The following is a 20,830-nucleotide window of genomic DNA, read 5'->3' as shown; positions in this document are numbered from 1 at the left end:
AGTGCAGTTAGCGTGGACCAACATGACGCAGCAGCGTGGTTCAGAGCCACAGGCGACCGGCCGACGCTGGCACCTGCTGACCTACCCCACTGCCCGAGCCGAAGGCCATCCGACAGCATGGCGCCAACCGGTGGTCGACGTCGTGCTGATCATCGGTGCGGCTGCATTCGGCCTGTTCATGCTCATCCCGACCGCGGCCATGCATAGTCGCCTCGCGCTAATCATCGACCTCATCCTCGGCATCGCGGCGTGCGGGGCGCTGGTTGCGCGGAGGCGGTTGCCCGCACAGGTCGGCGCTTTCGCGGTCGCCGCATCAGCCGTGTCGGCGTTTGCTGCGGGCGCTTCGCTGGTGGCGTTGTTCAACGCGGCAATTCGCGTCCGGACTGCAATCCTGATCGCGTTGACGGCCGGTGAACTGGTGGCGACGTTCTGCTTTCCGCTGCTGTATCCCGGTGCGGCGGACTTCAGTTACACAGCGCAGGTCACCATCGGGGGCCTGTTGAACTTGGCGGTGGTGGGTTGGGGTCTGATGGTCCGAGCGCAGCGGAACTATCTGCGCACCGTCGAAGGACGCGCCCGGGACCTGGCAACGGGCAGAGAACTGCTTGCCGCGAACGTTCGCGACCAGGAGCGCCGTCGCATCGCCCGAGAGATGCACGATGCTCTTGCTCACCGCCTGTCACTGCTCAGTGTCCACGCCGGCGCACTGGAACTACGTCCAGATCTGTCACCGGAACAGATTCGCACGATGGCCGGCGTCATTCGCGGAACCAGTCACCATGCCTTGGAGGATCTGCAAGAAGTGATCGGGTTGCTTCGCGACAGCGCCAGCCACAACACGAGCCTCCTGAACCCACATCCCGGCTTGGACGATCTGCCGGAATTGGTGACCGAAGCTCGGCGCGCGGGCTCTCGGGTAGAACTCGTCCAAGAAGTGAGCGAGGACAGGACGAACACGAGAAATCACGCTGCTGCGACCAGCGTCTATCGGATAGTGCAGGAGGGGTTGACCAATGCGCGTAAGCACGCACCAAGTTCGCCAGTCAAGGTCGTGGTCCAGACCGATGACCCAGGCGAGGTCATGGTGACGGTGAGCACCTTCCTCAGGTCCCACCCGGCTACGAGCCGACCCATCCCGGGAACTGGCACGGGACTACGTGGACTCGCAGAACGCGTCTCTCTCGTGGGTGGCACCTTCACGACCACGACGGTCGGAAATCAGTTCGTCATCACAGGCAGGCTGCCGTGGAGCCTATGAGCGACGAAACTCACGTCGTCCTGGTCGACGATGACGACTTGGTGCGAATGGGTCTGCGAGCGATGCTTGATGGCTTGGAAGGCATCCGGGTGGTCGGTGAAGCATCTGACGGCGCTGAAGTGCCCAGTGTCATCGCCGCGCGCCGACCGCACGTCGTCCTGATGGACTTGCGGATGAAGAACGTCGATGGGATCACCGCGACCAGACGGCTGCAGCACGTGCCGGACCGCCCCGCGGTCATCGTGTTGACCACCTTCGACGACAACGAGTTGGTGACGAATGCCATCGGAGCAGGAGCGATCGGGTTCCTGCTCAAGCACGCGCCGCCAGAAGACATCGTGCGTGCGATCGGAGCAGCCCGACGAGGAGAGAGCCGCTTCTCTCCCGAGATCGCCACGCAACTTCGCACCATCGTCGCCGACAGCGCTCGCGACACGACCGACCAAACCATGGCGCGCGAAAGACTCCACCCCCTCAGCGCACGCGAACTACAAGTCGCAAGCGCGGTCTCGGAGGGCAAGTCGAACGCCGAAATCGCAGCCGGACTCTCGCTCACGATGCCCACCATCAAGAGCTACATCAGCGACATCCTCGCGAAGACGAACACCAGCAACCGAGTCCAGCTCGCCGTCCTGATCCACAGAGCCAGACTCGCAAAGCCGAACAACGGGGACCGCTGACCTGTCGGGACTGTCGCTGGAACGGTGTAAGTGGCCCGACAGGGTCGCTATGACCGAGGCAGGACAGGAACCATCATGTGAGCGATACCGCGCGGATGACCCGGTTCGTACGGTTCCAGAGTCCGCATGCGGACGCCCGAGGGAGATACGTCGGCGTGTTCGGGCTCGTGAACGCGGCGGCGAAGTCCGGGCAGCTCACGAGCGAGCAAGAGGCATTCCGCCGAACGAACAACGACTGGTTCGACGCCTACTACGCCGACCCGAACACCGTTGACAGAACCGTCTACGATCCCGGTGTCAACCCGGCCGCGGCCGGGTGGTTCAAGGCAGACGCCGTTGAACTGATCGACCGAACCGAGCGCTACCTGGATCTGTGCCGCGTGCTCGGCATCTGCTGCGAACGAGTCGAGAGTGAGAATCCGGGCAAGATCATCTACGAGGACGAGCACCAGATCGTCGTCGTTTCCGATCAGTACCGATGATTCAGCGTCTCCGACGCTCGCTCCTACGGATCAGGAGGCCGACGATGCCGGCAGGCGACTGTGTCTGCGGCGGCGCGGTCAGCCGAGGCGGCGTTGGAGAACGGCGGCGCCGGGCCCGGTGAGCTCGTGCGCGACGCCGGCGCGGCCCGCGAGGGTCATCAGGATCGCCTCGCCGGGTCCGCTGGCTTCGGGACCTCTGCCGCGCGACCAGTCGAGGTCGGTTGCGATCAGCCGTACGCCGCGTGCGTGCCAGAACCCGCGAAGCGGCGGAGCGGTGACGGCGAAGTCGACGGCAAGACGCAGGCGGTCGGTCGGGATGGTTCGCGGTTTGCCGAGCGGCCGGCGGATGTCTTGGTGATGGATCAGCGCATCGACCAGACCGACTTTCCCGCCGGATCGGGCTGTGGCGCCGACCGGATCGAGATGCGAGCGCAGAAACTCAATCAGGTCATGCGTCGAGTAGTCGGCGTACTCGGCCAATCCGACCTCGTTGAGATCCTTGAACCTGAACCGCGCCTTGGTCATCCGTCGAAGTACGTCGCGCGGGCCGTGCTCCTCATAGCTGATCATGTGCGCGACGACATCGCGGACGCGCCACCTCGTGCATAGGCTCGGCACGTCCCACTCATCGGGAGTCAGCCCTTCGAGAAAGTCGGCTAGCTCCGATCGCTCCTGCCGAGCGAGCGCCATCACATCCATCGTGGCCTTCTCTCTGGTCGTCTCCCTGGAACGTACTGCGCCGGGATGACAACGCTGCACTCAGCACAGTGCGGCGATGGAGTTTGGCGCGAATTGCACCACGCGATCGGGCGTTCGTGGTGCAACTCGCACCGAACTTCCGGAGGCATTCCGATTCGTACAAGACGTACGACCGCCGGCCGCGGCAGACTCTCACTGGACGCCAACCCAAGAACGCCAGAGCAGAGGAGCCGATGTATGCCCGTCACCAGGATCGTCGCGTACGCGGACGGGAACAACACCGATGCGTCGCGGGACTTCTACGTCGACGTACTCGGACTCGAGGTCGCAATGGACGATCCGATCCTCGGGTTGATCTCACCGGACAATCCGACCGCACAGGTGTTGATCCCACCGCTCGACCTGGAGAGTCCGGCTCCGCGTTTCGGTGTCGATGTCGGTAATGCCGCCGCCGTCGACGCGGCGCACGCCCAGGCGGTCGAGCGCGGACTTCGCATCGTGTACGAGATCCGCGACGAGCCGTGGGGCGTGCGCCGCTTCTTCGTCGAAGACCCGGGCGGCACGGTCATCAACGTACTCGCCCATCTCGGGTGAGTACGCCCGCCGCCCGCTGTCGAACTAGTGTCCTGCGTTTGAAGTGGCTTTACGGAAGGCGTCGTCCAGGTGGATGCATCCGCAAGGACGAGGAGGACAGTCATAGTCGGTCCTATTTCCGACGACGAGGACGCCGCGGGGCGCCGCCTGGCGGCGAAAGACGTCAAGGTACTTCAAACGCAGGGCACTAGGACTTCGGCTTGACCAGGAACGCGTTGCCGAGCCAACGCTGCCCGGTCGCGTCGGAAGGCCGGTTGACGATGCCCTTGCCCTTGACCGCCATCACGCTGGAGCCGCCGCCGTCGAGGTTCAACGCCTCACGCGCGCCGAGCCGCTTCATCATCCGGGCAGTGTCGATGACGCTCAGCCCTTCGCTGTAACCGGCCTGACGCCCGTCGACCACGACGAGCATCAACCGGCCACGCTTGTCCATGCCGATCATCGAGCGCGGGTTGCTCCGCAACCCCAGTTGTACGTGAACGTCTTGTCGCTGCCTTGTCGGATCAGGCCGTCCGCACGTGCGTTGACGTCGATCTTGCCGTTGCGTACGAGCGTCGGACCGACCTGCAGGATCGTCAATCCCTTGCGTAGCTTGACGCGTCGGCCTTTCCCATTGCGTACCGTCTGCTTGATCTCGACCTTCTCACCGACCTGCAAATGACGCTGCAGCCAGGTCGCGCGCGCCCCGGTCGCCTGAACCGTCGACCCGCCACGAGGGACGGCCGCACCACGGCTGTCGTTGACGGCGACAACCTTGCCCTTGCCGTTCACGACGGCTTCGGCGCCGTCGCCGGCGGGCGTCTCACCCCATCGAGAGGTGAATCGCACCAGCTCGCTGTCGTCGGTGCACCGTAGATCGTGCTGCGCCTGCTGCGTCGGCTGGTCACCGCCGATCCCGCCGCAGTTCCAGATGATGCCGGGCACGCGGTTGACCGCGTCGAGCACCGCGCGATCCCGCCGCGTCTCGAGCACCACCTTCGAAGTGTACGAACCGACGTCGAGCTTTCGCCCGCCCTTCGTGATCTTCACCCCGCCGCGGCCACGCGTCGCCGTGCCCAGAACCTTGCCGTTCTTCACGTACAGCCCACCGGATCCGCTCTCGTAGAACCACTGCGCGTTCGTGCCGGCGATCGCGCCGGACTGGTCGAGCAGGGTGGTCAGCTTCTCCTTCTCGAACACCGTCTTACCGTGGCCGGTGCCCACCGTCCCACGGAACTTCTTGAAGTTCACTCGCACCACATACACGCGTTGCGGAGCCTTGTCGTCGTTTCCGTCCTGAGCAGTGAAGCGCAAGCCACCGTTGAAGCCTGCCTCGCTGATCGCGTCGAGTCGCTCCTGCGCATCGGCTTCAGTCACAAATGTCCCCGCGCGTACGGTCCAGCCGATTCGCCGGTCCTTGTAGTCGGAGAAGTTCGGCGTACGAACGGCGGCGAGCCTCGGAGTGAATCCCTCCTCGCGCAACGCCGTCGCTACGCGGTCCGCGATCTTGCGCGAGCCGAGCGCAGTGTCGGCCTCGTCGAGCGGGCCCGAAAGCGTCCCAGGCAGATACACGTGCACGGCCCAGCGATCGTTGGCGTCGGCGCCGCCGAACTTGTGGCGTTCCAGGCGGACCCCCGGAGCGAGCTTAGTCATCGACGGCTTCGCGGCCGCTGACCGCGGCTTGTCGGTGGCCGACCGCTCGCCCGATGCGACGGCGGGGAAGGCGGCGACGAGCGCCGATGCGGTGACGAGCGCAGCTGGTGCGATTAGTCGCATTCGAAGATCCCTGTTCATTCGGTCAGGCAAACGTTCCGCGGCGTACGGTCCGCCAACACGATGGGATCATCGTATGAACAAAGCGGTTCAGGTCTAGACTATTTTTTTCGGTAGTACGTCAGGAAGAACACACCCGACGGCAACGCAGCCGTGTCGGTCAGCTCCCAGTTCGCCGGTTCGAACTTCGCATTCGGCCCGAACAGGCCGATGCCCGTGCCCACCGTGATCGGGCTGAGTTTGATGATGAGCTCGTCGATCTCGTCGTACAGCGTGCCCGCGAGAGTACCTCCGCCGACCAGCCAGATTCCCTTACCTGCCTGCTGTTTGAGCTCCCGAACCTTCTCGACGGGGTCGGTCGACACCAACTCGACATCGGTCGCCGGAACGCTCTCCAGCGTGCGCGAGAACACGACGTGATGCAGATGCGGATATGCGTCCGGCACACCCGCGTCGAGTCCGATCTGGTACGAAGCGCGCCCCTCGACCACTGTGTCGAACCGCGTGCCCGGCTCGGTGATCCCGAGCGGTTCATGTGCCGGGCCGGGCAACGTCTCCGGGTAGTTCGCGACCATATGGCCCACGTAGTCCTCGCCGGGTGCCCAGAACCCGCCGGGCCCGCTCGGATCGCCTCCGTCCGGTCCGGCAACGAAACCGTCGATCGTGCTTGCGACGTAGTACGTGAGCTTGCGCATCCTGGTCCTCTCCAGTTGTGAGCGAAGATCCTCGCACCCCCGGTACGCGCGAACGCCCGGCGGGTCCGACGTCGGACCTACCGGGCGTGTGCTGCTGGTGCCTCAGCGTTCAGACAAGTGCGTGTCGCACCCCCGTGCGTGCAACCGCGCGCCGACGCCGTACGCCCTCGTGCCTGCGGGCGACAGCCTCGAGGCGCTCGAGCTTTCGTACCTCGCGCTCAATCACGGCGCGGTCGGGACGCTGCCCGCGCAGCATCGCGATCACAGAGTGCGCACCGAGCGCGGTGATGCCGAGTGCGCGCGAAACGGAACCGACAGGATCGTCGGAGGTCGAGAGCGCCGCTTGCGCCGTGCCCCAGTTGTCCAACGCGACGAGCCGAGCGCGATGGAACTCAATCACGCTTCGCAGGCTCGACTTGTGTTCCAGGACTGACATCGTTTCACCTGTACCTTCGAGACGCAGGATTCGGACCGACAAATGCCAGCGGGCGTCTGCGCCGCGGGTCCTCGTGAGACCCGGGCACCTCGATCGTCCGTTGAGGCCACAACAGTGATACCGAATCAAACGACACCGGTGTTACAAGGTTACGCAGAGTCATCAATCACAGGTCGACCAACGCGTGGGCGGCGATACCGTGAGGCATGCCAGATTCGCCGCTGCCCCTGCGCAACGGGCTGGCCGCGTCCCGCATACGCCTGCCGGTAGCCGACGAATGGCCTACCGTCGGCGCGTACCTGCTGAACCGGTTTCCCGAGGCGGCGTCCCGAGTACGCGAACTGTTCGCGGCCGGCGAGGTGTACGACGCAGACGGCCACCCGATCGACCTGACGGCGGCGTACGTCCCGGGCCGCTCGATCTTCCTCTACCGCGACCCGCCGGCCGAAACACCGGTGCCGTACCCGGTCGAGATCGTCCATCGCGACGAGAACCTGCTCGTCATCGACAAACCACACTTCCTCGCCACGATGCCGCGCGGACGACACGTGATGGAGACGGCGCTCGTCCGACTGCGCCGCGACCTCGACCTGCCTCACCTTGCGCCGGCCCATCGGCTCGATCGGCTGACCGCGGGCGTGCTGATCTTCACCGTACGACCGGAGGTACGCCGCGCGTACCACGAGCTTTTCGCAGATCGCACCGTCACGAAGGTGTACGAGGCAGTCGCGCCAGTCGATCCGAAACTCAGCCTGCCTTGTACGGTCCGTACGCGAATCATCAAGCGGCGGGGCGTTCTGCGCGCCGAGACCGTCCCAGGCGAGCCGAACAGCGAGACGTACGTCGAGCTGCTCGACGTACGCGACGACCGCGGTCTCTACCGGCTGCGACCGCACACCGGGCGTACGCACCAACTACGTGCCCATTTGAACACCCTCGGAATCCCGATCATCGGCGACAACTACTACCCCGAGATCCGCGAGGTCGCCGACAACGACTTCACGAACCCGCTGCAGCTGCTGGCGCGCTCGATCGCGTTCACCGACCCACTCAGCGGCGAGTCGTGTGAGTTCGCGAGTAGTCGTACGCTCGCCTCCTGGCGCACCTAGCTGTACCCGACCATCAGGTGGTAGCAATTAGAAGTGCTTGGCCATGACGTCCGTCATCGCATCGTCGAGGTCATCCAAGGGCGCCTCGTCGACCGGTGCGTCGGAGTCCAAGCCAGCACTCCGATCCGGCGTCACGATGGCCTTGGCGTAGACATGCCCGTCAGTCTCGGCGTCATCGCCGATCGTGATCCAGAGGTCGCGCGTACCCTCACTCGCAGTCGTCACATCGTGCGCGTCGTGTCCGTCGATCTGCGAGCCGGGCTCGTCCGGCATCGGCTCGGGTACGAGATCGATCCAGACCTGACGACTGTGCGTGGGCTCGGTGAACCCACACATGTACGCCGGTTGACCGGTGAGGTCAGTGCCGTTGACCGCCGTGATCGGAGCCATTTCGTCGCCGAAGTGCTCGCGTACGGCGTCGAGTGCGATCGCACATCCGACCTGCGGATCCTCAGCGCCTGCCCGTACGAGGTCTTCGCCGTCACTGGGAAGGTCGATGTCTTCCACCTCGGAATCGGCATACGCCTTGCAGTCGGCCGTTTCGTACTCCGCCAGATCGACGCATCCCCCTGGCGCGCCGACGTCTTCCTCGTCCGGCCCGTACAGGATCGGCTCTTGCGTGCCGTCCGGCTCCGGGGGTCCGTCGTCGACGACCTTCGTCACGGCCGAGACCAAACGCTTTGCGGCCGGGCATTTCGACGCACTGACCTGGAACCGTGCGACGAGCTTCTCGCCCGCCTCCTTCGGACCGTCCCATTCGTTCCAGGCGAGTACGCAGCCACCCGAGTCGTAGCCGTTCAGCTTGCGTCCACGTACCGTGCCGAAGCTCCTGGGGAACTCGTCGTTCGGAGGTGTGCGGTACTCGATCTCGAGGTATTGCTCGGGCGCGACGGGCTCGAATTGGAGTCCGGCCCCATCGGCCTCCGCGTCGGGAGCCTCCCACACGCCACATTTGTCCATTCCGGCCAGGAAGTCATCGCCCGACCTGAACTCTCGGTTCTTCTTCAGATCGACCGCCTCGCCCAGGATCGCGCAGGCACTCGCACGCGACGGCCCTTCCGGCTGCTCGAAGGACTCCGCTTGCTCCAGTCGCGTCGCCGCAACCTCGGCGATGCCCGTCGTCGACGTACAGGCGTCAGAGCCGACCGCGCTGCCGCTCCCGACGAACTCGATTACGTGGGTGAAGCTGACCGGCAGCGCGACGCGGCAGAACGTACTGTCGCTGTTGTCGACGTACGCCTTGGCGCCGCCGATCGTCTGTAGGTCACGGGTGTAGCGGTCCTCAGCTCCCAGCTCGACACCGAGTACGACACGTACCTCGCCGGACCGCGGTGAATCGACCTCGCACACGTGCGGGCCGTCGACACTGACTTCGCTCCCCTTCGAGAAACCTTTCACCGAGGCGCCCGCGGGATCGATGAGCGCACACGGGTCCAGGCGAGCCAGCGAAGCGTGCACAGCATCCTCGTCGCGATCCTTCGGCGTCGAGACTCCGCTTTCGTACGCGATCCTGGTCTCTTGCTCTGGTGGGTCGGCGTCGTCTCCGGACGTGCAGCCGGACGCTAGTACGAGGGCAGCACCCAACGCCACGAGCGGAACCCTGACTCCAGAAATGATCTACCTCCACGGGCGAGTGAACGGCGTAACCGATTCGGTGAGATGGCCGCTCACCCCGGGTGGTTCCATCGGATCTGAGCGGCGATTGCCTACACTACGAGACGATGATCTTCAAACGAGTCGGCGACGGGCAGCCGTACCCCGTCCATGGTCTGTCCCAGAGCGAGTGGGCGAAGCTGCCGCCGCAACAGGTCCGGCTCGACGATCTCGTGACGATCAAGTCCTCGCTCGATCTGAACACCTTGCTCTCGCAGGACTCCACCTACTTCGGTGACCTGTTCGCCCATGTCGTACGTTGGCGGGGCGAACTGTACCTGGAAGACGGGCTCCATCGCGCCCTGCGTGCGGCATTGCAGCAGCGGCTCGTGCTGCACGCGCGCGTCTTCGCGATGAAGGACAAGCCATGAAGCACTCCCGCGTCGCGGTCACCTTGACCGCGCTGGCTGTGCTGTTCGTCGTCGGCATCGTCGCCGGATTCCGGCTGGTGACCGCGCCGATCCCCGAGCTCTCGCTGCAGAACGACGAATCGGAACCCACCTGCCGGGAGGTCACCCTCGAGCCCGGCAGCAAGTTGTCCCGCGAGCAAGTGACCGTCGACGTGTACAACTCCGGATCCATCTCCGGTCTCGCGAGCCAGACGCAACGCCGCCTGAGCCGGTTCGGCTACCAGCGCGGCGTCATCGGCAACGCCACCGACATCGACGTGAAAGCGCGTAACGTCACGATCGTGACCGACCGTCCCGACGGTGCGATGACGGATCTGCTCAAGGACCAGTTCCGCGGCAAGGTTCGCGTCAAGAAGGGCGAAGCCACTGACACGGGCAGCATCGGCGTCGTGGTGGGCGACCAGTTCGTCGGGCTGGATCGCGAGGCACGCTCGAGCGTGCCCGTCGACGAGAAGCTCGAAATCTGCGTGCCGATCGAGGCGACCCCCGACACCGACTGACGGTCGCGAGCCGCTCAGAACGAGTCGTTCGTACGCCAGCCCGCGAGGCGACCGTACTTGGCAACGCCACGCAGCCGCGCTTCGACGCGTTCGCGAGCGCGTCGCGGAGCGACGATGAGCAGGTCGTCACCGGGCCGAATGCGCATCGTCCGCGTCGGAGCCATCGTCTCGGTGTTTCGTACGACCAGCGCGACGCTCGCTCCCCCGGGCAACCGCAACTCCTCGACCTCGACGCCAACCATCTTCGACTGCTTGGGTACGTGGATCTCCAACAGATCTGCCGAAACGCGCTCGAGCGGGGCGGCATCGATCTCCACGTCGCGCGCCTCTTCCTCAGCGCTGACGCCGAGCTTGCGCGCCGACCACCCGAGGGTCGGCGCCTGCAGGAACGTGAACATGATGACGAACAGGAAGACGATGTCGAAGATGTTGTCGGCGTCGACCACGCCATGCGCGAGCGGGATCGTCGCGAGCACGATCGGGACCGCGCCGCGTACACCTGCCCAACCGAGGAACGCTTGTTCGTTCCAGGGCACGCGCAGCCAGATGCCGCATGCCGCCACGGAGATCGGACGAGCCAAGAAGGTCAGCACCGAGCCTGCGACGAGTGCCGCCACCGCGTGCCACCACTCGAGTCGCTCCGGCGTCGCCAGCAGGCCCAACATGACGAACAGCCCGATCTGGGCGAGCCAGCCGACACCTTCGGCGAACGAGCGGGTCGCCGCCCGGTGCGGGAGCTCGACGTTGCCGAGTACGAGGGCCGCGACGTAGACCGCTGCGAACCCACTTGCATGCAGCGACGATGCGGTGCCGTACGCCAGCACCGCGAACGCCAGCACCGCGAGTGGATACAAACCGGCAGCGGGCAACGCGGCGCCGCGCAGCAGCCACCCGCCGATCCACGCGATCAGGAAGCCGATCAATGCACCAGCCACGAGCTCGAACACGATCAGCAAGGCGAGGACGACCAGCGAGTGTTCTTGTGCGAGCCCGGAGCTGACGGCAACGACGATCAGCACAGTCGGTGCGTCGTTGAGCCCGGACTCCGCCTCGAGCGTGCCCAGCACCGACGATTTGAGCGGTACGTTGCGCAGGACCGAGAACACCGCTGCCGCATCGGTCGGAGACGTCACCGCGCCGATCAGCACGGACGTCTCCCAGCTCAGATCGAGTAGATAGTGCGCCGCCAGCGCGACGACCGCGACGCTGACCACGACACCGATCGTGGCGAGAAGAAGGCCGAGTGTGATGCTCGGTCGGATCTGCGACCACTTGGTCGAAAGACCGCCCTCGGCCAGGATCAACACGAGCGCGCCGAAGCCGAGAGCATGAGCGAGGTCAGCGTCGGAGAACTCGATCCCGACGACTCCGTCGCCGAGGAACAGTCCGATGCCGAGGTACATCAACAGGGTCGGCAGACCGGCGCGTACGGACAGGCGTACCGCCAAGATGGCACCGAGGAGGACTGCGGGCGCGACGAGTAGGACCAGGTCCAGCTCGCCTATATCCACACACTTCCCCTCGCGCTACGCCCGGTCAACTCTAGTGCGTTGCCGCTGAGGTCCCGCGGGCGGCTGTGCGACACCGCGCCCGCCGAGCCGCAGACGATCGGAGGCAGGATGGTCGAGTGGGACCGCCAGCAACCGCTCCGGGCGTACTCGAAACTGGCGCGCTGCGGCGCGTTGTCGCGGTTCTGTGTCTCACCCAGATCACCAGCTGGGGCGTGCTCTACTACGCGTTCCCGGTGCTCGCCCCGAGCATCGCGCACGACACCGGCTGGCCGGCGGCTGCGGTGACGGCGGCCTTCTCCGCCGGGCAGATCGCCGCCGGTCTCGGCGGGATCTACGTCGGACACCGCATCGACCGGTTCGGGCCGCGCTCGATCATGACTTCGGGGTCGCTGCTGGCGATACCGGCGATCGTGGCCGTTGCCGCCTCCCCGACGTACGCGGTGTTCCTGTTGGGGTGGATCGGCGCGGGCGCCGCAATGGCCGGGGTGCTGTACCCGCCGGCATTCGCCGCACTCACCCACTGGGCTGGTGAGCACCGCGTACGCGCGTTGACGGCGCTCACCCTCGTCGGCGGGCTGGCGAGCACCGTCTTCGCGCCGCTGACCGCCTCGATCTCGTCTGCGGTGAGCTGGCGTCACACGTACCTGGTGTTGTTGGCGATCCTCACCATCGTCACGGTTCCGGCGCATTGGTTCGGCCTCGCACAGCCGTGGGTCTCTCGGCACAGCCAGTCGACCGACGCTGAGCGCGACGCCCCGGACGTACGCGGTGTGCTTGGTTCACGTACGTTCATCCTGCTCGCGATTGCGATGAGCATGACCGCGTTCTCCGTTTTCGCGGTGGTGATCAATCTGGTGCCGCTGTTCATCGAACGCGGCTACACCGCGACCCAGGGCGCGGTGGCACTCGGGATGGGCGGCGTCGGTCAGGTCTGCGGCAGACTCGGCTACGCGCGCTTCGCCGCTAGGACGAGCGCGACCGCGCGCGGCACGATCATCTTCGCTGCGGTCGCCGCCAGTACCGCGCTGCTCGCGATCCTTCCCGGTCCGTACGCCGCACTGGTGATCATCTCCATGGCCGTCGGCGTGAGTCGCGGCGCGTACACGCTGATCCAGGCGACCGCGATCAGCGACCGGTGGGGCACGACGAACTTCGGCCGACTCAACGGCGTACTCACCGCCCCCATCATGACCGCGATGGCGGTCGCACCCTTCGCGGGCACGCTGATCGCCGGGCTCACGGGCAGCCAGTCGCGTTCGTTCCTCGTCCTCGCGTCGATTGCGGCGCTCGCCAGTGTGCTGTTCCTCGCGACCGCCCCGCGTACGGCCGCACCCCGCTGCGAGCGCTAGCGCGACGTCGTCGGCAGGCGGGTGGTCGCCGGCAAAGCACGAAAACCGCCCGCACCCTAATCGGGCAGCAGCGGCACCTCGAGCGGGTCGCGTCGGCCGAGCTGCACCGCACGGTCGAGCGATGCAGAGCCGAACCGGCTTCGTACGGCGTCGATTGCCGTATCGAGCTCACGGGGCGGCCCGGTTTCGAGGGGAAGCTCCAGTTGTGGCGGCGCGGACGACAATCCGGAGACGGCAACACCGAGCAGCGTGATACCGCTGCATTCGAGCACCGGCCGCGCCTGTTGTAGAAGCGACCTCGCGGCCTCGACGACGATCTCGGTGCGGTCGGTCGATTCGGACATCGTGTGCGAGCGCGTCGCCCGGGTGTAGTCGTCGAATCGCAGCCGAAGCGTCACGGTACGCGCCGTACGCGAACCTTTGCGCAGCCGACGGCACACTCGATCGACAAGGGCGAGCAGCACCGCGTCGAGGTCCGAGGCCGTCGGTTGCGCGCGACCCAGACTGTGCTGAGCACCGATCGAACCGCGCCGGCGGCCCGTCTCGACGCGCCGCGGGTCGCGGTTGTTGGCGACCGCGTGGAGGTGTCGCCCGGCGCCATGTCCGACCATGCGCGCAAGGCCGTCCTCGCCGACCGCAGCCAGGTCGGCGACCGTCGTGATGCCGCGCGCCCGTAGCCGTGCCGACGTCACCCGGCCGACACCCCATAGACGCTCGATCGGTAACGGGTGCAGGAACTCGAGCTCGCCTCCAGGTGGTACGACGAGCAAACCGTCGGGTTTGGCGACCGCGCTTGCGATCTTCGCGAGGAACTTCGTTGGCGCGACGCCGACCGATATCGGCAACCCGACCTCACGGCGTACCTGGTTGCGCAGAGTCGCGGCGATGTCGGCCGGGTGCCCGCGGAGCCGACGAAGACCGCCGACGTCGATGAACGCCTCGTCGATCGACAGACCCTCGACGATCGGGCTGGTGTCGGCGAACACCTCGAAGACCGCCCGGCTCGCCTCGACGTACGCCGACATACGCGGCGAGACCACCACGGCGTCGGGGCACAACTGCAATGCCTGCCGCCCGCCCATTGCCGTTTGCACGCCGCGCGCCTTGGCCTCATAGCTCGCAGCAAGGACCACACCGGCGCCGACGATGACCGGCCTGCCGCGCAGGCTCGGATCGTCGCGCTGCTCGACCGATGCGTAGAACGCATCGAGATCGGCATGCAGGATAGCCTCCTCGCTCACGAACACATGTTCGCATAGCCAAGAGACAGTCGGCCTCGAACGCGTCCGGCCGCACACTCGGTGAGCATCTGTAGGGACGGGTCGCCGACCTGATCACGGACAGTAGCGAAAGTCGCCGAACTGGCATCTGCCCTGGTCAGACGGTGATTTTCGGGTAGAGTCGGCCCGGTGTTTCCTAGCTGGGCGATAGCAATCATTCTTGGCATCGCGCTCGGACTCGCGTACGTCGTCATCACCACACGGCGTAATTCGCGCGAAGAGCCCAACGCCTCCGGCAACGTGATCGAACGAGTCGACCAACGCCGCCGACGACCAGCCGCACGCCTCCAGCCGCACACTGAGGAGGCGATGACCGAGGTCCATCGCCTCGTTGACGAAGGCCGCAAGGCCGAGGCCGTCACGCTCCTGCAACGCACGTCCGAGCTCTCGCTGACCGAGGCGTCGGCCCGCGTCGACAACTGGTCGGTGATGAACGCGCGACGAGCCGACGACCTCGCCGAGACCGACTACTGAGGCACCGGCACAGCGGCATCCTCGGCAAACGAAAAGGGTTCTGCGGACCCCGCTCGCTTCGCTCGGGGGCCGCAGAACCCATGCGCGGTAGCGGTGGGATTTGAACCCACGGAGGGGGGTTACCCCTCACACGCTTTCGAGGCGTGCTCCTTAGGCCGCTCGGACACGCTACCGCCGACGAGGGTACTAGATCGTTCGCCGGCGTCGCATCTCGGCTCCGGTGGCGCGCTCGGTCAGTCGGTACGCCGCTCGGCGAAGAATTCCCGCAGCAGGTCACTGCTCTCGCTCGCCAGTACGCCGGAGATCACTTCTGGCCGATGGTTGAGCCGGCGGTCGCGTACGACATCCCACAATGACCCGACGGCCCCGGCCTTCGAATCGAACGCGCCGAAGACGAGCCGCCCGACCCGGGCCGAGACCAGTGCACCCGCACACATCGTGCAGGGCTCGAGGGTGACGACGAGCGTGAACTCATCCATCCGCCAGCTGTTCGCCGCGGCAGCGGCCGCACGCATGGCGACCATCTCCGCATGACCGAACGGATCGTGGTCGCGTTCGCGGGTGTTGTGGCCACGCCCGACGACTTCGCCGGCAGCGTCGACGACGACGGCGCCGACAGGCACATCGGCCGATGTACGTGCCACGGCCGCCTCCTGCAGTGCGGCCCGCATGGCGTCGATCCATGCAGCACCCGTCATGCGCGCGCCGTATCGAGAATCGAGTCGAGCTGCGGGCCGAAGCCGAGCCGCTCGGCGATATCGGACAGCATCTCGTCGGGGTAGAGCTCTTCGTCATCGCACAGCACGGCGAGGTCGACCGCGGACATGCCGAACTCCGCGACCACGTCGGAGTCACCGGCCGGCTGGGGTTCCTCGTCGTCGTCGGGATCGGGTAGGTCGAGGTAGTCGGCGATGCTGCTCGCGAGCGGCCACTCGGTCACCGCGGTCACGTCGCTCAGGAACACGCGTACGTCTTCTCCGGCAACCCTGGCGAGTACGAAGAAGTCCTCGTCGACCGACACCAGCCCGAGTACGCCGACGTCTCCCGGCCACGGTCGCAGTGCGGTGATCAGATCGTCGATGTCTTCGCCGACGGCCCGCGGCAGCGGCGCGACCTGCCAGATCCCCTCTTCGCGGTATGCGACGACGGCGTAGTCGACCGAGTCCTCCGCCATGCGATCCTCCGTCAATCCGCGCGGCCGGGTGCCACCACCCTAGATGACCGAGTCGGAATGCTGCCTGATTCGCGGCGTCCCGCATCCCGACCGACCGCGTTGCAGGCGCTCGAGGGAGGATTCAGCTCCATCGTCGCTCCTGCGCCTTGCCGGACCGGGCGCGGATACACCGCTCACTTCACCGGCACCATTCAGACTCACTCATCTAGATCGTGACAGACCAGGCAGCAGGTTGGTAGTACATTTCGAAGTAGTCTTCGCGCATGCGCATTCATGTGGCCGACCACCCGCTGATCTCGCACAAGCTCACGACCCTGCGTGACGTCGGCACCGACTCTCCGACGTTTCGTCGCCTTACCGAGGAGCTCGTCACCCTGCTCGCGTACGAAGCCACGCGCGACGTGCGCACCGAACCCGTGCGCGTCGAGACGCCCGTTGCGCCCGCCGACGGCGTGAAACTGACGAATCCGAAGCCGCTGGTCGTGCCGATTCTGCGCGCGGGCCTCGGCATGCTGGAGGGTATGCAGCGGCTGTTGCCGACCGCCGAGGTCGGGTTCCTCGGGATGATCCGCAACGAGGAGACCCTCGAGGCATCGACGTACGCCGAGCGCCTGCCCGACGACCTCGCCGGCCGGCAGTGCTATCTGCTCGACCCGATGCTCGCTACCGGTGGCACGTTGTCGGCGTCGATCGACTTCCTGGTCGAGCGGGGCGCCAACGACATCACCGCGGTGTGCCTACTCGCCGCACCCGAGGGCATCGCCCGCGTCGAGACCGACCTCGAGAGCGCCAACGTTCCCATCACGCTCGTCACCGCGGCACTCGACGAGAAGCTCAACGAGCTCGGCTACATCGTTCCCGGTCTCGGCGACGCGGGCGACCGGCTGTACGGCGTCGTCGACTGACCGCCTCACGGGGCGGCTGCTGCAGCGAACGCCGCCATGCTCGGGAACTCCCAGTCCGGATGCGCCGTTGTTCCCGGATCGGGTGTCGCACCCCAGCCAGGCCGGTCGTGCCGTCGGTTGATCCACACCGACGGGAGTCCGATCCGCTTCACCGGCACATGGTCGTGGAACAGGCTCTGCGCGACGTGGAGCAACCGGCCGTCGCCGATCCCTTCTCGTACGCGAAGTTCTTCGAGGGCGTCGAAGTTGCGCGGCGACGGCTTGTACGAGCCGACGTCCTGCGCGGTGATCACATGGTCGAAGGTGACGTCGAGTCGTCTGCGCGAACCCTCGAAACTGCCGCGGTCGACGTTCGACAGGATGATCAACGAGAACCGTTCTCCCAGCCGGACGAGCGCATCATGTGAGTCGGGAAAGGCCGGCCAGTCCGGCACCGACGCGCCGAAACGGGCGGCCCACGCATCGGAGACCGGCACCCCGAGCTCAGCCCCGAGTGCGCGCATGCTCGTCGCCAACGCCTCCGGGTAGAGCATCGACGGCGACTCGCGGAGCGTACGCGCCTCGTGGCCGGAGTACGCGGTCAGCAGCGCCTCGCGGTCCAACTCGACACCGACGTCTTGTGCCCAGGCGTCAAGCACTGTTGCGATTCCGGCTTCCCAGTCGATGAGCGTGCCGTAGCAGTCGAAGCTCAGAGCGTCATAGTCGGCGAAGTTCACGGGTTTGCTCCTCGTACGGAGTCGTCGATCTGCGTCTCGGCGGGCTTGGTGATCAGACTGATCCCGATGAGCGCGATCAAGGCGACGGGAAGCGAGATCAGCACGGAGTTGACGTCCATCGGCTGGTCCAGCTCCTCCCAGACGATCGTCACGACGGTGCCGAGCACCATGCATGCGAGTGCTCCGGCCTTGGTCGCGCGCTTCCACAGCAGCACCGCAAGCACCGGGGGAGCGAGTGCGACGCCGTAGACGGTGTAGGAGTACAGCTGGAGTTCGAGGACGGTCGGGAAGAACTTCCCGAGTACGTAGGCCGTTGCGGCGATCGCCAGCACGGTGACGCGGTGGATGCGTAGGCGACTCCCGTCTGCCAGCTCACGCTTCGAGAATCGCGCGAAGCCGTCGTACACGACGTTGCTCGCACCCGAGAGCAGGAACGACGAGCCGGTCGTGACGATGAAGGCCAGGGCACCCGCGAGCACGAGCCCGCCGATCACCGAGGGCAGATAATGCTCGGAAGCCAAGGACAGAATCGCAGTGTCGGGATTGATGCTCGGCATCAGGATCACCGCCGCGGATCCCAGGATCGCAACCGGCACCGTGACCAGGAAGCTGCTGAAGAAGAAGCCCGCGGTCGAGCTGCGCGCGGTGCCTTCGTCCTGTGCAGCCGTGAGCCGCTGGTACATGTTCTGGTCGGCGAGGATGAGCAAGAACAACGGTAGGAAGTAGCCGAGCAGCTGCAGCGCGCTCAGTCCGCCCGTCAGCGTCGTCGATGACTCCGGCAGGTCGTCCCAGTACGCCCCGAACCCGCCGACGTCTCCGCCGATGACGATCGGGATCGCGATGACGAGCCCGAACACGATCACCAGCGCGCTCAGGAAGTCTGTCCACGCAACGGAGAACAACCCACCCCCGATCGCCAGGAAGGTCACCAACACGGCGACCAACAGGGTGCCTTCGCCGGTCGACAGAGAGGTGATCTGACTGACGATGTAGCCGCCGCCGGTGAACTGGTACGCGACGATGCCCGTGTACGCCAGCAAGGTGATGCCGGCCGCGATCATCCGAGCGGAGAGGCCGAAGCGCGCCTCGAGCAGCTCGGGCACGGTGTACCGAGACGCGGAGCGCACCTTCCGCGACACGTAGTAGAGCACCAGGATTCCGACGGGCGTGCCCGCGAGGAAGAAGATCGACGCAAGCGGCCCATAGGTGTACGCGAAGTTGGCACCGCCGATGATCGTCCCGGAGCCGACCCAGGTGGCGAGCAGGGTGCCGATCAGCACCGGCTTGGGCAGCGAACGACCGGCGAACATGAAGTCGTCGCCCGAGCTGACGTGGCGGCGCCGGCTGAACCACACGCCGACGACGACCATGACGACGAGGTACGCGATCAGGATTACGATGTGGACCGTCTGCATTCGTACCTCCGGGTGACTCGTCCCGATGTGGTACGCAATGGTTACTGCTCAGGCGCCGTACGTCAATGATTGTTGCATCGCGACTCGAATGTCGAACAATGCATTCGAGCCGCGAGGCGAACCCTCAGCGCTTGGTGACGTCGACGAGCCGAAGACGCAACAGGTCGCTCACGTAGCGCCCGCCCGCAGTGTCTCCCGGTACGACCAGACGCGGCCGCTTCAGCTTCTTGCCGTCCTGGCGAGTCGCGACGAGAACCTTCTTGTTCGCGAACTCGGGATCGATCTCACCCCACGAAACGACGGCGCGGTACTTGTCGGTTGCCGTCGCCAAGACAGCGAACGCGAGCGCGTGGTTCTTCACGTCCGGGTCGAACCGAGGCTTCGACGCGTTCATCACCTTGACGAGCTTCGGCCCGCGGAACTCATGCCGCTCGGGCTTGCCGCCGGCGGCGTACTTGACCGTGACTCGGTGCTGCTTGAACTTGTTCAAGCCCTTGATGGTGAGCCGTTTCGGCTTCTTGACTGCGCCGACGATCGCGACCCGCTTCGGCGCAGGTGCGCTCAGCCCTTGCGGCGCAGACGAATCATGCTCGGCGTCCGCGTTCGGCGTGGGAGCGGCATCGGCGACCGGGGCCGCCACGGCACATATGACCCCGGCGCTGACACAGGTGGCAAACAGGCGACGATTCATCTGGACTCCTTCTGTTCGGTGGGCGGTGCTCGGCACCTCAACGCACGGATCTACGCCGCCCCCCGTTCGGGCGCAGATGCGGCGCAAGAGTATCGATATCGCCGTACGTGCGGCGTGATTAGGTCACACATCCCAGCAGTTGCCGCCAGCAGGCGACCGTGGGTCAGTTCGGGCCGAACAGATCGTTGTCCCGCCAGATCGCCTCGGCCCGAGCGAGTGAGGCTCGGACCCGATCCTCGTCGTACGCGGCGATCTCGGCGAGGATGCAGTGCACTGCGGCCATCGGCGCGGTCAGCGACGGGAACGTACTCGCACCCTCGCTCGCGACGATCACGGCGTGCTCGGCGAGTTCGGTGAACGGCGTCGAGCGCCGGTCCGTGAGCAACACGACCGACGCACCAGCCTCGGCCGCGATCCGTGCCGCCTCCAGCACCTCACGAGCGAGCCACCAGAAACTGAAGGCCACGACGACATCGCCCTCACCCAACAGGCCCACCTCGTTGAACAGGGTTGTGCCGCCGCCGCGCCCGAAACGGATGTCGAGCCCCATCGTCTGACCGACATGCGACAACTGGAGCCCAGGCGCAACGAAGCTGCCGCTGCCGATCACGACTGTGCGCTTCGCATCCGCGATCGCCCGACCGATTGCCGCCACCTCGCGCGGGTCGATCGAGTTGGCGAGCGATTCGAGATTGGCGATGTCTTGACGGACCGCGTCGCGGGTACGACTCGCTCCGGGCACCTGATGCTCACTGAGGACCTGGACGGCCGACAGCGACGCGAGGTAGCGGCTGCGGATCTCCTGCCGCAACTCGGACCAGCCGCTGAACCCGAGCGCCTGTGCTGTGCGTACGACCGTTGCGATGTTCACGCCCGCACGCTCTGCGATCTCGGCGGTCGAGGCGTACGACGCGAGCTGCGGCTGCAACTCGAGGATCTCGATGACCCGTGCAGCGCCCGGGCCGACCCGGCCCCCGTCGAGTCGCTCGCGCGCCCAGTCCGGAAGTGCGCTCACAATTGCCCTCGCATCAGGTAGTGCGTACGAGT

General features: G+C 66.0%; 24 protein-coding genes and 1 tRNA gene. 10 read left to right on the top strand and 15 right to left on the bottom strand.

All coding sequences use genetic code 11. The annotated features are described in order from the left end of the window. The first annotated feature begins 130 nt into the window (after window positions 1-130). The 3 genes from MU582_01780 to MU582_01770 all read left to right on the top strand — a co-directional run bounded on the left by MU582_01780 (window position 131) and on the right by MU582_01770 (window position 2,420). A complete protein-coding gene (locus tag MU582_01780) occupies window positions 131-1,258 on the top strand; it encodes a histidine kinase (GenBank protein UPK75390.1) in 1,128 nt (375 codons plus the stop codon). After that, window positions 1,255-1,938, top strand: coding sequence for a response regulator transcription factor (locus MU582_01775; protein UPK75389.1), 684 nt, complete (start codon window positions 1,255-1,257; stop codon window positions 1,936-1,938). Before MU582_01780 ends, MU582_01775 begins: the two co-directional genes overlap by 4 nt. A 77-nt stretch (window positions 1,939-2,015) precedes the next feature. Beyond that, a complete protein-coding gene (locus tag MU582_01770) occupies window positions 2,016-2,420 on the top strand; it encodes a hypothetical protein (protein ID UPK75388.1) in 405 nt (134 codons plus the stop codon). A 78-nt stretch (window positions 2,421-2,498) separates the two neighbouring features. On the opposite strand, the gene MU582_01765 is transcribed toward MU582_01770, so the two are convergent. Next, window positions 2,499-3,110 carry a maleylpyruvate isomerase family mycothiol-dependent enzyme gene (locus MU582_01765; GenBank protein ID UPK75387.1) on the bottom strand — a complete coding sequence of 204 codons (612 nt, stop codon included), beginning with the start codon at window positions 3,108-3,110 and terminating at the stop codon, window positions 2,499-2,501. A gap of 246 nt (window positions 3,111-3,356) precedes the next feature. Between MU582_01765 and MU582_01760 the strand changes: the two genes are divergently transcribed. Next, window positions 3,357-3,713, top strand: a complete 357-nt coding sequence (locus MU582_01760; protein UPK75386.1) for a VOC family protein — start codon at window positions 3,357-3,359, stop codon at window positions 3,711-3,713. Window positions 3,714-3,900: 187 nt separating this feature from the next. On the opposite strand, the gene MU582_01755 is transcribed toward MU582_01760, so the two are convergent. The 4 genes from MU582_01755 to MU582_01740 all read right to left on the bottom strand — a co-directional run bounded on the left by MU582_01755 (window position 3,901) and on the right by MU582_01740 (window position 6,596). Beyond that, a complete protein-coding gene (locus MU582_01755) occupies window positions 3,901-4,146 on the bottom strand; it encodes a phosphodiester glycosidase family protein (GenBank protein UPK75385.1) in 246 nt (81 codons plus the stop codon). 5 nt (window positions 4,147-4,151) lie between these two features. Next, on the bottom strand, window positions 4,152-5,468 hold the full coding sequence (locus tag MU582_01750; GenBank protein ID UPK75384.1) for an SPOR domain-containing protein: 1,317 nt from the start codon (window positions 5,466-5,468) through the stop codon (window positions 4,152-4,154). A gap of 98 nt (window positions 5,469-5,566) precedes the next feature. Then, a complete protein-coding gene (locus tag MU582_01745) occupies window positions 5,567-6,160 on the bottom strand; it encodes a dihydrofolate reductase family protein (protein ID UPK75383.1) in 594 nt (197 codons plus the stop codon). A gap of 109 nt (window positions 6,161-6,269) precedes the next feature. Then, complete coding sequence (locus tag MU582_01740; GenBank protein UPK75382.1) at window positions 6,270-6,596, bottom strand: hypothetical protein; 327 nt, start codon at window positions 6,594-6,596, stop codon at window positions 6,270-6,272. 206 nt (window positions 6,597-6,802) lie between these two features. On the opposite strand from MU582_01740, the gene MU582_01735 reads away from it, so the two are divergent. Next, a complete protein-coding gene (locus MU582_01735) occupies window positions 6,803-7,705 on the top strand; it encodes a pseudouridine synthase (GenBank protein ID UPK75381.1) in 903 nt (300 codons plus the stop codon). A gap of 27 nt (window positions 7,706-7,732) precedes the next feature. On the opposite strand, the gene MU582_01730 is transcribed toward MU582_01735, so the two are convergent. Continuing rightward, window positions 7,733-9,295 (bottom strand): hypothetical protein, encoded by a 1,563-nt coding sequence (locus tag MU582_01730; GenBank protein ID UPK75380.1) that lies wholly within the window; start codon window positions 9,293-9,295, stop codon window positions 7,733-7,735. A 131-nt stretch (window positions 9,296-9,426) separates the two neighbouring features. Here MU582_01730 and MU582_01725 point away from each other — a divergent pair, with 131 nt between their 5' ends. Together MU582_01725 and MU582_01720 are read left to right on the top strand one after the other, a co-directional pair. Next, a complete protein-coding gene (locus tag MU582_01725; GenBank protein ID UPK75379.1) occupies window positions 9,427-9,729 on the top strand; it encodes a type II toxin-antitoxin system VapB family antitoxin in 303 nt (100 codons plus the stop codon). Beyond that, complete coding sequence (locus tag MU582_01720; protein ID UPK75378.1) at window positions 9,726-10,268, top strand: LytR C-terminal domain-containing protein; 543 nt, start codon at window positions 9,726-9,728, stop codon at window positions 10,266-10,268. The genes MU582_01725 and MU582_01720 overlap by 4 nt, the downstream gene beginning before the upstream one ends. A gap of 14 nt (window positions 10,269-10,282) precedes the next feature. Here MU582_01720 and MU582_01715 read toward each other — a convergent pair whose 3' ends face one another. Beyond that, window positions 10,283-11,779 carry a potassium/proton antiporter gene (locus MU582_01715; GenBank protein ID UPK75377.1) on the bottom strand — a complete coding sequence of 499 codons (1,497 nt, stop codon included), beginning with the start codon at window positions 11,777-11,779 and terminating at the stop codon, window positions 10,283-10,285. Between the two features lie 116 nt (window positions 11,780-11,895). Here MU582_01715 and MU582_01710 point away from each other — a divergent pair, with 116 nt between their 5' ends. Continuing rightward, complete coding sequence (locus tag MU582_01710; protein ID UPK75376.1) at window positions 11,896-13,128, top strand: MFS transporter; 1,233 nt, start codon at window positions 11,896-11,898, stop codon at window positions 13,126-13,128. A 56-nt stretch (window positions 13,129-13,184) separates the two neighbouring features. Here the strand turns inward: MU582_01710 and dinB are convergent, their stop codons facing one another. Then, entirely contained in the window at window positions 13,185-14,369 is a 1,185-nt protein-coding gene (dinB, locus tag MU582_01705; protein UPK75375.1) for a DNA polymerase IV, read from the bottom strand. Window positions 14,370-14,537: 168 nt separating this feature from the next. Between dinB and MU582_01700 the strand changes: the two genes are divergently transcribed. After that, a complete protein-coding gene (locus tag MU582_01700) occupies window positions 14,538-14,882 on the top strand; it encodes a hypothetical protein (protein UPK75374.1) in 345 nt (114 codons plus the stop codon). Window positions 14,883-14,967: 85 nt separating this feature from the next. Here the strand turns inward: MU582_01700 and MU582_01695 are convergent. The 3 genes from MU582_01695 to MU582_01685 all read right to left on the bottom strand — a co-directional run bounded on the left by MU582_01695 (window position 14,968) and on the right by MU582_01685 (window position 16,056). Next, window positions 14,968-15,055, bottom strand: a tRNA-Ser gene (locus MU582_01695). Between the two features lie 60 nt (window positions 15,056-15,115). Then, a complete protein-coding gene (gene tadA / locus MU582_01690) occupies window positions 15,116-15,580 on the bottom strand; it encodes a tRNA adenosine(34) deaminase TadA (protein ID UPK75373.1) in 465 nt (154 codons plus the stop codon). Next, the gene (locus tag MU582_01685; protein ID UPK75372.1) at window positions 15,577-16,056 is read right to left on the bottom strand and encodes a tRNA adenosine deaminase-associated protein; all 480 of its coding nucleotides are present in this window, start codon (window positions 16,054-16,056) and stop codon (window positions 15,577-15,579) included. Before MU582_01685 ends, tadA begins: the two co-directional genes overlap by 4 nt. Window positions 16,057-16,319: 263 nt before the next feature. Here MU582_01685 and upp point away from each other — a divergent pair, with 263 nt between their 5' ends. Beyond that, window positions 16,320-16,961, top strand: coding sequence for a uracil phosphoribosyltransferase (upp, locus tag MU582_01680; GenBank protein ID UPK75371.1), 642 nt, complete (start codon window positions 16,320-16,322; stop codon window positions 16,959-16,961). Between the two features lie 5 nt (window positions 16,962-16,966). On the opposite strand, the gene MU582_01675 is transcribed toward upp, so the two are convergent. From MU582_01675 to MU582_01660, 4 genes are all read right to left on the bottom strand, one after another. Further along, the gene (locus MU582_01675) at window positions 16,967-17,677 is read right to left on the bottom strand and encodes an HAD-IA family hydrolase (GenBank protein ID UPK75370.1); all 711 of its coding nucleotides are present in this window, start codon (window positions 17,675-17,677) and stop codon (window positions 16,967-16,969) included. Then, window positions 17,674-19,092, bottom strand: a complete 1,419-nt coding sequence (locus MU582_01670) for a sodium:solute symporter family protein (protein ID UPK75369.1) — start codon at window positions 19,090-19,092, stop codon at window positions 17,674-17,676. The genes MU582_01675 and MU582_01670 overlap by 4 nt, the downstream gene beginning before the upstream one ends. Before the next feature lie 124 nt (window positions 19,093-19,216). Further along, entirely contained in the window at window positions 19,217-19,783 is a 567-nt protein-coding gene (locus MU582_01665; GenBank protein UPK75368.1) for a molybdopterin-dependent oxidoreductase, read from the bottom strand. Between the two features lie 163 nt (window positions 19,784-19,946). Next, window positions 19,947-20,798 carry a MurR/RpiR family transcriptional regulator gene (locus tag MU582_01660; GenBank protein ID UPK75367.1) on the bottom strand — a complete coding sequence of 284 codons (852 nt, stop codon included), beginning with the start codon at window positions 20,796-20,798 and terminating at the stop codon, window positions 19,947-19,949. Between the last annotated feature and the right edge of the window lie 32 nt (window positions 20,799-20,830).

This window comes from Nocardioidaceae bacterium SCSIO 66511, from assembly GCA_023100825.1.
Taxonomy (GTDB): domain Bacteria; phylum Actinomycetota; class Actinomycetes; order Propionibacteriales; family Nocardioidaceae; genus Solicola.
Note: the sequence above shows the minus strand (reverse complement) of the source record. Positions and strands in the feature narration are given on the sequence as shown.